This window comes from Paenibacillus sp. MDMC362 (assembly GCF_003269305.1).
Classification (GTDB): domain Bacteria; phylum Bacillota; class Bacilli; order Paenibacillales; family Paenibacillaceae; genus Paenibacillus_AQ.
The window spans coordinates 13,414-26,863 of the sequence record NZ_QLYT01000006.1 but is presented as its reverse complement, the minus strand read 5'-3'; the positions used below and the strand labels follow the sequence as shown (position 1 = coordinate 26,863).

12 protein-coding genes are annotated in these 13,450 nt (G+C 47.8%); 7 read left to right on the top strand and 5 right to left on the bottom strand.

Annotated elements, in window-relative coordinates; genetic code table 11:
• Window positions 1–2 precede the first annotated feature (2 nt).
• Window positions 3–494, top strand: coding sequence for a LuxR C-terminal-related transcriptional regulator (locus DP091_RS01250; protein ID WP_258394361.1), 492 nt, complete (start codon window positions 3–5; stop codon window positions 492–494).
• A 172-nt stretch (window positions 495–666) separates the two neighbouring features.
• Window positions 667–1,482 carry an NmrA family NAD(P)-binding protein gene (locus DP091_RS01245; RefSeq protein ID WP_113056716.1) on the top strand — a complete coding sequence of 272 codons (816 nt, stop codon included), beginning with the start codon at window positions 667–669 and terminating at the stop codon, window positions 1,480–1,482.
• Between the two features lie 92 nt (window positions 1,483–1,574).
• On the opposite strand, the gene DP091_RS01240 is transcribed toward DP091_RS01245, so the two are convergent.
• The gene (locus DP091_RS01240; RefSeq protein WP_113056715.1) at window positions 1,575–2,444 is read right to left on the bottom strand and encodes an AraC family transcriptional regulator; all 870 of its coding nucleotides are present in this window, start codon (window positions 2,442–2,444) and stop codon (window positions 1,575–1,577) included.
• Between the two features lie 200 nt (window positions 2,445–2,644).
• On the opposite strand from DP091_RS01240, the gene DP091_RS01235 reads away from it, so the two are divergent.
• The 5 genes from DP091_RS01235 (at window position 2,645) to DP091_RS01215 (ending at window position 8,773) form a co-directional block, all read left to right on the top strand.
• Window positions 2,645–5,329 (top strand): glycoside hydrolase family 78 protein, encoded by a 2,685-nt coding sequence (locus tag DP091_RS01235; protein ID WP_113056714.1) that lies wholly within the window; start codon window positions 2,645–2,647, stop codon window positions 5,327–5,329.
• 127 nt (window positions 5,330–5,456) lie between these two features.
• Window positions 5,457–5,879, top strand: a complete 423-nt coding sequence (locus DP091_RS01230; protein ID WP_113056713.1) for a cell wall hydrolase — start codon at window positions 5,457–5,459, stop codon at window positions 5,877–5,879.
• Window positions 5,880–5,967: 88 nt separating this feature from the next.
• Complete coding sequence (gerQ, locus tag DP091_RS01225; RefSeq protein ID WP_373456880.1) at window positions 5,968–6,366, top strand: spore coat protein GerQ; 399 nt, start codon at window positions 5,968–5,970, stop codon at window positions 6,364–6,366.
• A gap of 427 nt (window positions 6,367–6,793) precedes the next feature.
• Window positions 6,794–8,113 (top strand): hemolysin family protein, encoded by a 1,320-nt coding sequence (locus tag DP091_RS01220; protein WP_113056711.1) that lies wholly within the window; start codon window positions 6,794–6,796, stop codon window positions 8,111–8,113.
• A 159-nt stretch (window positions 8,114–8,272) separates the two neighbouring features.
• Window positions 8,273–8,773, top strand: coding sequence for a hypothetical protein (locus tag DP091_RS01215; RefSeq protein ID WP_258394360.1), 501 nt, complete (start codon window positions 8,273–8,275; stop codon window positions 8,771–8,773).
• 228 nt (window positions 8,774–9,001) lie between these two features.
• Here DP091_RS01215 and DP091_RS01210 read toward each other — a convergent pair whose 3' ends face one another.
• The 4 genes from DP091_RS01210 to DP091_RS01195 all read right to left on the bottom strand — a co-directional run bounded on the left by DP091_RS01210 (window position 9,002) and on the right by DP091_RS01195 (window position 13,422).
• Window positions 9,002–9,814 (bottom strand): DUF4367 domain-containing protein, encoded by an 813-nt coding sequence (locus tag DP091_RS01210; protein WP_113056709.1) that lies wholly within the window; start codon window positions 9,812–9,814, stop codon window positions 9,002–9,004.
• Entirely contained in the window at window positions 9,792–10,382 is a 591-nt protein-coding gene (locus DP091_RS01205; RefSeq protein ID WP_113056708.1) for an RNA polymerase sigma factor, read from the bottom strand. Before DP091_RS01205 ends, DP091_RS01210 begins: the two co-directional genes overlap by 23 nt.
• Before the next feature lie 405 nt (window positions 10,383–10,787).
• Window positions 10,788–12,017, bottom strand: coding sequence for an aminopeptidase (locus DP091_RS01200; RefSeq protein WP_113056707.1), 1,230 nt, complete (start codon window positions 12,015–12,017; stop codon window positions 10,788–10,790).
• Between the two features lie 172 nt (window positions 12,018–12,189).
• A complete protein-coding gene (locus DP091_RS01195; RefSeq protein ID WP_113056706.1) occupies window positions 12,190–13,422 on the bottom strand; it encodes an aminopeptidase in 1,233 nt (410 codons plus the stop codon).
• Window positions 13,423–13,450: the final 28 nt, after the last annotated feature.

Here is a 13,450-nt window from a genome sequence, read left to right as displayed (position 1 = left end):
ATGTGGTCCTGATGGATCTGAAGATGCCGGAGATGGACGGGGTCGAAGCCACGAAGCGAATCACAAACAAGTTTCCACATACAAAAGTTATCATTCTTACCAGTTTTGCCGACCGGGATTCGGTTCTGCCGGCAATTAAAGCGGGAGCTATTGGATATCAACTGAAGGATATCGAGCCTAAAGTGCTTGTCGAAACCATCATCGCTGCCGTAAACGGAAATCGCATGCTTCATCCTCAGGTAACGAATCAATTAATTGCCCATGTTGCGACAGATACCGAGCCTGTTAAAAGCATTGACATTCTGACTATTCGTGAGCAGCATGTACTTGAACAGATTACGTTCGGCAGGAGTAACAAAGAAATCGCCGCAGAACTACATATTACCGAGAAAACAGTAAAGACGCATATCACGCATATTCTGGGGAAAATGGAGGTGCAGGATCGCACCCAGGCGGCCTTGTACGCGATAAAGAACCGTTGGTTCGACACCTAACCATCAGACTATGGTCGTAGTGACAGGTCTTATCTTCGGATAAGGCCTTTTTTGTATGGCTGATTTAGACCAGGGCTGGACGTAACCGGTCTGGAATTGCGTTTAAATGGAACTACAGGGAACAGGAAGCACACCATTGTAGGTTGGAATGGCTAAAAAGGAGGAATTAACAATGACCATATTAGTTACAGGTGCGACAGGAAAAGTTGGTCGACAGGTTGTGAATGAGCTGCTTAAGACTGGACATCGCGTCAGAGCGCTCAGCCGATATCCGGCATCAGCCACATTACCTCATGGCGTGGAAGTGGTTGCCGGTGATCTGAGTAAGCCCGACACGCTGGTTCCAGCATTACGGGGTGTAACCGGCCTCCATTTAATCACGACAGGAGCAGGCTACGTCCCGCTTACGACAGGGGAGGAGATTATCCGAATCGCGGAGGCTGCCGGAGTAAGGCGCGTCAGCGTATTGTGGGACGGAAAGAAAGGGACGGTGGAGGAAGCACTAGAATCGAGTAATCTAGAATGGACACAGCTGCAGCCGGTAGATTATATGTCCAATGTTATGAACTGGAGAGAATCGATCCGAACAGAGGGCGTAGTCCGCGATATGTTTGGTGATTCGTTAAATGCTTCGATCCATGAGCGGGATATTGGACGGGTGGCTGCAGCAGTCCTGTCGGAGGACGTTCATGTGGGCAAAATTTATCCCCTAACCGGTCCTGAGGCGTTAACGGTTCCTGACAAGGTGCAGATTCTGAGTCACTATATCGGTAAAGAAGTAAAGTTTATTCAGTTAACCGAAGGGCAGGAACGTAAACGAATGGCCGAACTTGGGGTTGATGAGGGCGTCATCGATTATGTCATCAACTGGTACAAGAATCCGCCGATCGAAGCATACACCGTCAATCAAACGGTTGAACAGATCACAGGACATCCTGCAAGAACGTTTGCCGAGTGGGCGGAAGAGCACGCAAGATACTTCAAATAAGTAATGGAAAAGATGGAGTACATTCAAAAAGCATGATGATTGAGCGTTCAGGATCATCATGCTTTCATTATTTTGCCGGAGAGTCCGGTCGTTTATGAATGCTGCACATCGCTCCGGTATTGACCAGGCGTGAGTCCTGTATTTCGTTTAAACACGGAGTGGAAAGAATGCATGTCCTTATAACCGACCTTCTCGGCAATCGTGCTGATTTTGTCCGAGGTGGTGCGCAGCAGCTCGCGGCTCATTCGAATTCGTACGGTTTGCAAATAATGGTGCCAGCTCTGGCCTGTATATCGGCGGAACAGCCGCTGTAAATGGCGCTCGCTGAATCCGCTGATTTGGGCAAGCTGCGTTAAAGTGAGTTCGTGCATGTACTGCACCTCCACGTATTGAAGGACATCCTGAAAGGAATGGGGTTGCGGCACCGAAGGCATCGTGTATGGATGTTCAATGACACGACTGAATTCAATGATCAGCTGCAGCAGCAGCGTGTGCAGATAAACGGCAGAACCGCTGCCGGGCAGGGCATTTTGTTCATAGAGGGAGCTAAAGAGCCTCTCGAAGCGATCATGTCGGTCCATAATCGCGTGGTACCCAAGGGAGCCATCTTCCATGCCTTTCAAAAAGGCAGCCGTATCCGAACCTGTTGTAAAAGCAATCAGTTTGGGCAGCAGCTGTACAGAGAATATGCAATTATTCACGATGAGCGGCCTCCCGTTTGCAGAAGTGGGCCGGAATACATGAGATATTCCGAGTGGGATATAGAACATTTGACCTTTGCGTACGCGCTGTACCGAGTTCTCCAGGTGATGAAAACCTTCACCCTCCGCAATATAAGCAATCTCCAGAAAATCATGGTTATGGTATGAGCCTGTAAAATTCTCGGCGTTTCGATTCACATACATCAAGGTGTCATCCTGGAAAAAGGTATTTCCATAATAGGTTTCCATGGGTCGCTTCATCATCATTCTCCTTATCGTAATTAGGGAAAGGATGTCCGTTATGCCTTATATTGTTGTCCGGTATCCCCATAATTCCACGTTCAGGTTCACTTATAATAATAGTTGAAACAGGCACGGTTAGGGAAGCGAACATCCGTGTTGAGGCCTTTAAAACTTGATCGAGGAATAACCTTCAATGAAGGTGGACGGAGGGATAGACTATGTTCAGCGTCACGGACTTACGATGTGAGTATCAGCATAATCCGATTGGAATCGGCGAGAAGCACCCGCGTTTAAGTTGGAAGCTGGTCTCGGACGAAAGGGCAGTCATGCAAACGGCCTATGAGATTGAGGTTTCGAATGATGATCGTTTTGCTGCGCCGCTTTGGACTTCAGGGAGAGTGGCTTCTTCGCAATCGGTTCATGTGGAATTAAACGAATGGAGCGTATTGTCTTGTATGCGCTATATTTATCGAGTCCGCGCCTGGAATCAAGCGGGGCAGGTATCGGAATGGTCGGATGCAGCCTATTGGGAGACGGGTAAACTGCAGGGAGAGAAATGGGTAGGGGAATGGATATCGGCACCTAGTTCTTTGCTGCCATCGGGCTCTCCTCATCTACCGCTGCTTCGCAAGAGCTTCAGCTTGAAGTCGCCCATTGCTAAGGCGAGAATATACGCCTCGGCCTTAGGACTTTATGAACTGGAACTGAACGGGCAGCGGGTGGGAGATTGTTATTTCACACCCGGTTGGACGAGTTATGAACATGCGATTCAGACGCAAAGTTATGATGTGACGGATATGCTGGACGCTGGCTTAAACGGAATCGGCGCTTGGCTCGGAAATGGTTGGTACAGGGGGCAATTGGGATGGGAGGAACGGAGCGCAATCTATGGGGATCGATTGGCCCTTTTGCTGGAGCTGCATATTACGTATGCAGACGGGAGCGAGGAAGTAATTGCAACCGATTCAAGCTGGCAGTCGGCCAAAGGTCCGATCAAGATGTCAGAACTTTATCATGGTGAAACCTATGACGCCCGGTTGGAGCTGGAAGGCTTCAGTTTAGGAGATTTCAACTCAAATGATTGGTATGGTGTCGAAACGATCGACCATGGGTTTGACATGCTGAAGCCTCAGATTAACGAGCCCGTAAGAGCCATCCAAAAGCTGCAGCCCGTTGAATGTCTGATTACACCCAAAGGTGAAACCGTCATCGATTTCGGACAGAACCTGGTGGGCTGGGTCCGGTTTAGCGTGTTCGGCGCGAAGGGGGCGATCGTGACGCTGCAGCATGCGGAGATACTGGATTCCGAGGGGAACTTTTATACGGAGAATCTCCGAACCGCGAAACAAACCATTCAGTATACGTTAAAAGGTGGAGGACAAGAAACTTATGAGCCTCATTTTACGTTCCAAGGCTTCCGGTATGTCCGCTTAGACGGTTTCACGGAGGAGCAGCTGAACCGTGGGGTTTTCGAAGCAGTTGTGCTCCATTCGGATTTTGAAGAAACCGGAACTTTTCAGTGCTCAGAACCCATGGTTAATCAATTACAGAGCAATATTCGATGGGGGCTCAAGGGGAATTTCCTGGATGTGCCCACGGATTGTCCCCAGCGTGACGAGCGGCTTGGCTGGACGGGAGATGCGCAAATGTTTATGGGGACGGCGGCTTATCTTGCCAACGTGGCTCCTTTCTTCACCAAGTGGTTATCCGATCTGGCTGCAGAGCAGCGTGGCGACGGGGCAGTGCCTTTCGTTGTCCCCCATGTGCTTGGCGATGAGGCCTATGCTTCGGCCGCATGGGGAGATGCAGCTGTCATATGCCCGTGGACGGTATATGTCAGTTATGGCGACCGACGAATATTGGAACGGCAATATGAGAGCATGAAGAGCTGGGTTTCCTACATTCAGGCTCAGGGGGAGAATGAGTATTTGTGGAATACCGGATTCCATTTTGGTGACTGGCTGGGACTGGATGCAAAATCCGGCGACTATGTGGGTGCTACAGAGCGGGATATCATAGCGTCTGCATTTTATTGTTATTCGGTAGAACTGCTAAGGAAAACAGCGATCGTATTGGGACAAGAAAAAGACGCCGCCCTGTATGCGGAGCTTAAAGAAAAGGTGGTCGCTGCATTTCGCAACGAATTCGTAACCCCATCCGGCAGGCTAGCGGCTTCGACTCAGACCGCGCATGTGCTTGCGCTCATGTTTGGGCTGCTGGATGAAGATGCGGAAAAACGAGCAGCGAAACGTCTCTATTCGCTGCTGGAAGAGAGTAGATTTCATCTAACGACAGGCTTTGTGGGAACACCTTATATTAACCATGTATTAAGTCAGCACGGCATGCATGACGCGGCCTATAAACTGCTGCTGCAGCGGGACTATCCTTCATGGCTGTACCCGGTTACGAAAGGCGCTACCACGATATGGGAGCATTGGGACGGCATTAAGGAAGATGGCAGCTTCTGGAGCCGCGATATGAATTCATTTAATCATTATGCTTACGGAGCCATTGGCGAGTGGCTGTATCGTACGGTTGCCGGCATACAAACCGTGGAGGAAGCGCCGGGTTATAAGCATATCGTAATTGCGCCCGTGCCGGGCGAAGGGTTGACATGGGCTGAGGGCGTGATCGATACGCTCTACGGATCCGTCCGGTCAAGGTGGAGAATGGAACGTGGTGGAGAATTTCAATTAGAGGTAACCATCCCGCCAAATACAACAGCGGAAATCCGACTGCCAGGTGCTTTTGACTGTTCAAGCGTTAAGGAGGGCAGTGCAATCCCTTTAGACGAAGCGGAGGGAATTCATTCCGCGGATGATGGCGAAGCGGGCGTTGTGATTCAAGCGGGCTCAGGGGAGTATACGTTCCGTTATGTATACAGTAGTCCTAATGCAAAGTAATAGTACGAGATTAAAGTTCTTTACCGCGATGGACCGTGGCAAGGAACTTTTTCTTCGGATCCAGTCACATTTATGGGCGAATGCACATACAAATACAAAGTGATCTCAAGGAAGCGAGGGGAACTCTGTGGCAGTCATCAAAGTGAATTCGAATGATGTGGATCTTCTGGCAAGATTGATCCGCGCAGAGGCAGAAGGCGAAGGCGAGCAGGGCATGCTCATGGTCGGGAATGTCGGCGTGAACCGGATATTGGGCAATTGCCTGGATTTTCAAAACATCCGCAACATGAACGATATGGTTTTTCAGAGCCCGGGTGGTTTTGAAGCAACACAGAAAGGCTATTTTTATCAACGAGCCAGGGATCGGGATCGTCGGCTAGCCCAAAGGGTCATTAATGGGGAACGCATATGGCCGGCTAGCAACGCGCTGTGGTTTTTCCGTCCGGCAGGGGATTGCCCGGCAACCTGGTACAATCAGCAGAATACAGGTCGATTCAAAGCACACTGCTTCTTCACCCCGACATATGCCGATTGCCCGACTGTTTTTTGATTCATGTTATACAACCGCTTAAGCGGGAGCTATAAATTAAAGGAGGAAATTACTTATGTACAATCAAGGTGTGCCGCCTGTAAACTTCATGAATGGAGTCCGTTATCCAGGAGTGCCGAACCGCGGGACGGCTGGTTATACAGCAAACGTTCCACCGCAGGTGCCTAGCGGAAGCCCGATGACTCCAGGAGGCACCGTTGTTCCGGCCCCGCAATTCGAACAATCCTACGTAGAGAATATTCTACGATTGAATCTGGGCAAACAGGGAACCTTCTACATGACATATGAAAACAATTCGCAATGGAATGCCAAGGTATTCACGGGCATTATCGAAGCTGCAGGACGTGATCATATCATTATCAGCGAACGGTCGACAGGACGCCGTATCATCCTGCTGATGGTAAACCTGGATTATGTCGTGTTTGACGAGCCGCTTCATTATCAATATCCGGGTGTTATCGGCAATCCGCCTCCAACAGCTAGATAATCGATCCGATTGCATAAATAACCTTCGTTTACTCAGGCGTAAACGAGGGTTATTTCCTTATGTTTTACTTGGAAATATTCAAGGTCATGCAATCTTTCCCATCCAACGCGTATTCTATTAACATTTTGAATGTTTATTCATAGAATATATCAATTCATCGAAAAACGAGTGCTAACGGCTGAGAATCAAATTAAAGCTTATAACAACGCTGATTAATGTCATAAGACAACGTTTGACTGTGTATCGTAGTACTATATAATTACTTATATAGCTTGATTAAGTCGGAATAAGACAAGGAGATGAGACCATTGGGAAGTTGATGCGGAGTCCGAACACGCTGTTATGCTTGATGGCACCACACATTTTTAATAACCGAAGGAGGTGTTCCTATTCGTCATAGCATGCTGTATGGCGGGTAGGAGATCGATTGAGTGACCCCTTACCGAGTTTGATAAGTTTAACCTTGGTATTGATTCTCGTCCTGTTAAATGGATTTTTTGTATCGGCTGAACTAGCTTTCGTTAAAGTAAAAAGCAGCCGAATTGACGCTCTGGTCGAAGAAGGACATAGACGTGCAAAATTTGCGCAGAACATACTGAAGAACCTGGACGGATATATATCCGCATGCCAGTTTGGTATTACCATCGTGTCCATTGGACTCGGTTGGATTGGCGAAAGAACGATATCCGCCATGATTACGCCTTGGTTTCATGGCATAGGCTGGAGCAATACAGCCGTTCATGCCGTGTCCTTGGTGATTGCCTTCATCCTGATTGCACTCATGCACATTGTATTTGGTGCATTGGCGCCCAAGACGGTGGCTGTACGTAAGGCGGAACAAATTGCGCTGCTATCAGCAGGCCCACTGCGGGTGTTTTATACGATAATGTTCCCGTTTATCTGGTTTGCCAATGGGCTCTCCAATAATGTTCTCCGTCTATTCCGGATGCAACCGGTGGTTGAACGGAATGTTCATACCGAGGAAGAACTGCGGGATATGATGAAAGAGAGCAGTGAGAGCGGCCTGATGGATAGTACGGATATGGTGTTGGTAGACAACATTTTTGAATTTGCTGATACGACAGCAAGGGAGATCATGATCCCCAGAACAGAAATGATCTGCTTATACAACAATCTTTCATTGGAAGAAAATCTGAAGATCGCAAGCGAGGGGATGCGAACCCGTTATCCGATTTGTGACGAAGACAAGGATCATATCATTGGCTTTATTCACATTAAAGATCTGATGCGCGGATTCGTTCGCGACCAGCTTTCCTTGATTCGTCCGATCATTGCTGTTCCTGAGTCGATCAAGATCAGCGATCTGCTGCGAAGAATGCAGCGGAGCAAGACGCAAATTGCCATTCTAATTGATGAATACGGCGGAACTTCAGGACTCGTAACCCTGGAGGACATCATGGAAGAAATCGTCGGTGAAATTCAAGATGAGTTTGACGAAGAGCGTCCGGGCATTGAAAAGGTGGGGGAGGATGAATACTCCATTGATGGATTGATGCTGATCGATGAAATTAATGACCAATTTGGTCTGAACGTGGATACAGAAGACTATGATACGATCGGTGGATGGCTGTCCTCGCGTCTTGAGGTGCTGCTCCCACACAAGGGTCAATCTGTCATGTATGAGGATTATCGCTTTGTGATTGAGGAGACCGAGAATAAACGGATCTCGCGGATTCGTCTGATCAGGCAGCAGCAGCAGCTGATTCAGGAAGAAGCAGGTGCGTAAACTGGATATTAGAAGAAGCCTCGACATATTATGTCGAGGCTTCTTTTTATTTGCAGAAAAGTTTCAAAAAATATATCAATCCATGAAGAATTAGATACTTTTGTCCTGTCACTGCGTGTTAAAATATGGATGTTCCTATTACATTGAAAGAAAGGTGATATGATGTCAAAAGTACGCAGTCCTAAACGTATAGCTTCAGCAGTTGCAGTCAGTGTTCTATTAAGTTTATCTCTGGCAGGAGGGGCTTACGCGGATTCGGCTACAGACATTGCACCCGGTGCATTAACGACTCCGCCTCCTGTGGAAATGAACCTAAATTCTTCTCACAACACGTTAGCTAATAAATATTTGATGGATTATTTTTCTTCGATAGGGAAAGTAAGCAGTACTCAAGTAGGGATTAGCGCCACTACTAGTGCTTCTGAAGCTGTAGATTCTCTGGGAATCAATTATGTTCTTCAACGCTGGACGGGCTCCGCTTGGGTCGATTCGGGAGCTTCATACGACAACGGAACGAGTAGAGCCTCTCTGAGCGGAAGCAAAACTTTTAGTGTGCAGGCGGGTTATTATTACCGGGCCAAGACGATTCACTGGGTCAAAGAGAGCGGTACATATGAAGAAGGAACTTATCACACGAGCTCGATATTGGTGGCACAATAATACGAATATGGATTTATGAAGGGAGTGCCCGAAGATCTTAGATCTTGCGGGCACCTTCTTTTTTTTGCGTCGTAAGACGCTTCGTGAAGAAATCATTTCACCCATCGCTGGCCATCATCTGCTGATCTGCGGGCAACCAGGAACAAAAAGGTCGAAGACCAGCCCTTGAGCCTGTCTTCAACCATTCAATTGGGGACAGCCTGTTCTTTTTTTAGGTCAACCAAAAAATCATTGTATGCTGTTTGCAATTTTTATGAATTCTTCTTCTGTGAAGAAGCCGCTAATGGATACAATCACTTGATCATTGTCGTATAAGAAGCGAAGGTTTGTCTCGGTTAAATAGGCTTTTGCTCCGGATTCAAGAATAATCGTCTTCTTAATATCCCCATTGAGATTGATCATTTTACCTAGTGTCATCCCGATAAGATCTATATGGAAGAACTTATCATCCGAATTTTTATAATGAAGATGAAGCTCTTCAAAAACCGGATTTTCATCCGTTGTTAATGCTGTAGCCTCATAGAATTTGTAATCTTCCGGAAGATAATTGATTTTTGGTATTTTGAATGGTGCGCGTTTTTGCGATTCTGTCAGAGATTCATCGGTATCTGTGAAAGGAATATATTCGGTGTCCACTAATTGAGCTGGGGGTACATACCCTTCCGGCTCTATTCCCTGCTCCGGTGGGGGAGCCGTTAATGCCTTGCTCTTATCAACAGGCTCTCGCATACCGAAAATTTGGGTCACCACACCATTTCCCCAATCCTTGATCTCCTGATAAACCGGTGTTACCGCTTGAGTTACAGAGAAAGGAGAGAATATCAATGCACCAAAAGCCATCGATGCTGCGATGAGTCCGGCTAACTGAAAAGTGCGTCGACGCTGTTTCTTTTTGTGTACCTGTTTGATTTGCTGTTGAACCTGCTGCCAGGATTGTCGTTTGGATTCAATGTCAGTAGGGAGTGAGGAACGTGAAGCTGCACGATCAAAGGCTTCGTCAAAGGCCTCATCAAACCAATCATCGTATTTTTCGTTGCTCATCCAATTCACCCCACTCTCTATACAGCATTTTTTTTACGGATTCTCTGGCGCGGAACAAGCGCTGCTTCACGATCTCCTCGCGAGTATTCAGGAGCTCCGCAATTTCTCTGTACGTCAGACTATGCTTCCAACGGTACTCAATCAATAGCTTGTATTCAGGCTTCAACTGGTCGAGATAATGCTTGATGGATTCCTCCAGCATATTCGACTCCACCTGATGTTCGACGTTCGTGGAAGAAACTACCACGTCCTCTTCATTAATAAAAACACTCTCGACATCCACTTGGTTACGGTACTTTTTATTTTTTCTTAAATAATTCATGGTTGAGTTTTTGGCGACGACACGGAGCCATCCCCGCATCTTGCTTTCGGTTTCGAAATTCGGCTTACTTGTAATGACTTTTATAAAGGACTCCTGAATGATATCCTCAACAGCAGCATGATCCCGTACGACATATAGTATCTGTCCATAAACGAGATCATAAAATTCATAATAGACTTCTTCCTGAATAGGTTCGCTCAGATCAGCGAAATCTGCTGCAAGGAGGAGCTGTAATCGGTTGGACACGCGATAATCCCCTCTCTGGTGTAACCATCCTATTTCTCTCATCATTTTACAACATATCGGGTAAAAAAGCCCTATTAATTCTAATAACAGCCGACTCTGGAGACTGTTTCCGGGAACGGGTTGATCCTTATAAAGTCATGTGTTTGAAGCGCATTAGCTTATGAGTTAATATGGCAACTTAGATATGCGTCCATCTCTTCATCATATGCTCGGCAATCTATCGGTATTAATCGAAATAGGGTTGAAGTTGCATCGGGAAGGGAAGGGAAGGGAAGGGAAGGGAGGGGGCAAGAAAGTCCATTATAAAAAAAACAGAGCAGCCTTTGATTAAAAGACTGCTCTGTTGCAGATGTACGATCTCATTATCGGATGTGCTTATCCAGCACATAACGAGATTGTAGCGGTTTACGCCCAATTGCCGTCGATGAATACAGGCTCCTCCGTGCCATCATGCGTGATTCCGGTAATATTAAGCTCTTTGGAGCCCATCATGAAGTCAACGTGGGTAATGCTGCTGTTCAGACCGCTAGCTTGAAGCTGTTCGGACGTCATGGTCTTGCCGCCCTCAAGGTTAAAGGCATACGCGCTGCCGATGGCCAGGTGACAGGAGGCATTTTCGTCAAACAGTGTGTTGTAATACAAGATGCCGCTTTCCGAGATCGGGGAGCGATGAGGAACAAGGGCAACCTCGCCAAGATAATGCGAGCCTTCATCCATGGAGATCAGGCGGGTTAAAGTATCTTCGCCTTGTTCCGCGGAGAAATCGACGATGCGGCCGTTCTTGAACGTGATCGAGAAATTGTCGATGATGTTGCCGCCGTAACTCAATGGCTTCGTGCTGCGTACGGTGCCGTTCACGCCGGTTTTGAGCGGAGCGGTGAACACTTCCTCCGTCGGGATGTTGGCAACGAAACGCTCGCCTTTCTCGTTGTGACTGCCCGCTTGGGCCCAGATATGTCCCTCCGGAAGCTCGATCGTAAGATCCGTCCCTGGTGAAGTGAAGCGAAGCTTATGATACTTCTTGGCATTAAGCTCATCCGATTTGTGCTGGAGGGTCGTGATATGCTCTTCCCATGCACCAATGGGATCATCGAGATCTGCGCGGACCGCGTGGAATATCGCATCCCACATTTTATCCACCTGCTGCTCGGCCGGAACGTCAGGGAACACCTTGGCAGCCCAATCAGGGGAAGCGTAGGCAATGCCGGTCCAACTCATTTTATCGGCTTGCTGATATTGCCGGTATTTCGCCATGGCGGCGCCATATGTACGCTGGTAATTGGAAATACGCTCCGGATCAACGCCTTTAAGCAGGTCCGGGTTCGAGGAGAGGATGGTCAAGAAAGCAGCCCCTTGCTCGGCAAGCTCGGTTACTTCCTCCGCATAATATGTCGGCGGCTCCAGAAAAGCTTCGTCTGGTGCCAGGTCGTACCGTATCCGGTTCACAACCTCATCACTATAGTTCACCTTTACTTGCTTGGCACCCGCTTCATAAGCTTTCCTCACGATAAGACGTACCAACGGTGCAGCATCGATCATCGCGTTAACGACCAGCGTTTGTCCCGGCTGCACATTAGCACCCACCTTGACTGCAAGCTCCGCGTAGCGTTCCATTTTTTGTTCAAAGCTGGACATGAGAGACCCTCCATTTCCTTTATGCTATCAATAAGTAATTTGATGCGCTTTCTTGATTATCGCACAATTTTTTCGTTTGTAAATCAACCTCAGGTCAATTAAAGGCCGGAAAAGTTCAAGAAAGCAGCTACTTCATAAGAAATAGCTGCTTTATGCTGTCTTGTCTCGTTTATTAAAATGCCCAGTTTCCTTTCAAGAATACCGGTTCTTCTTTGCCATCCGCCGTCACCCCGTATATATCCATGTCGCCGGAGCCGATCATGAAATCAACATGGGTTACGCTCGTATTGAGACCGCTTTGAATCAATTGCTCCTGATTCATATCTTTTCCGCCTTCCAAGCAGAAAGCATAAGCGCTGCCGAGTGCAAGGTGGTTGGAGGCATTCTCATCAAACAACGTATTGTAATACAGGATGTTGGACTCCGAGATCGGGGATTGATGCGGCACCAGCGCCACTTCTCCAAGATAACGGGCACCTTCATCCATGTTCAGGAGACGCTCAAGGGTTTCATAACCTTGCTCTGCCGTGAAGCTGACCACTTTACCTTCTTCAAAAGTAAGGGAGAAATTGTTCACGATGTTTCCGGCATAACTCAAAGGCTTCGTACTGTGTACGGTTCCGTTGACGCCTGTTTTGAGCGGAGCGGTAAATACCTCTTCTGTTGGCATGTTAGCCACAAAGGAATGTCCGCGTTCGTTGATGCTGTCGCCTTGCGCCCAAATATGCCCTTCCGGCAGCTCGATGGTAAGATCGGTTCCCGGTGCGATATAGTGGAGTTTCTTGTATTTCTTAGCGTTCAACACGGTGGATTTCGCTTCAAGCACTTCGAGGTGCTTGTTCCAGGCTTCAACCGGGTTCTCCTGATCCACACGGACGGTGTGGAAGATGGCATCCCACAATTTGCCGACTTGTTCGGATTGCGGCACATCCGGGAACACCTTGGCTGCCCAAGCTGCCGAAGGCACAGCGATCAGACACCAGCTAAACTTATCGGACTGCTGATAAGCGCGATAGGTCTTCAATGCTTCTCCGCGCGCTTTGTAGAAGTTTCCGATACGCTCGGAATCAATGCCGCTCAGCAGATCAGGATTTTCGGCAAGCACGTGCAGAATGGCTGCTCCGTTCTCCACCAATTCTGTCATTTCGCCAGCATACCATCTCGGCGCTTCGGTAAAGACGTCATCCGCAGCTTTTTCGAATTGAAGTCTTGTTATCGTTTCGTCGGTCCACAGGATCTTAACCAGGCGGGCACCCGCTTCGTATGCCTTTTTGGCAATCAAGCGAGTAAATTCGGCGGAATCAACAGGAGCATGAACCACTAAGGTTTGTCCTTCTTGTATGTTAACTCCAACCTTTACAGCCAACTCGGCATATTTGTCCAAGTATGTATTGAAATCGGACATTTGGTACCCTCCAATGCAATTTAATTTA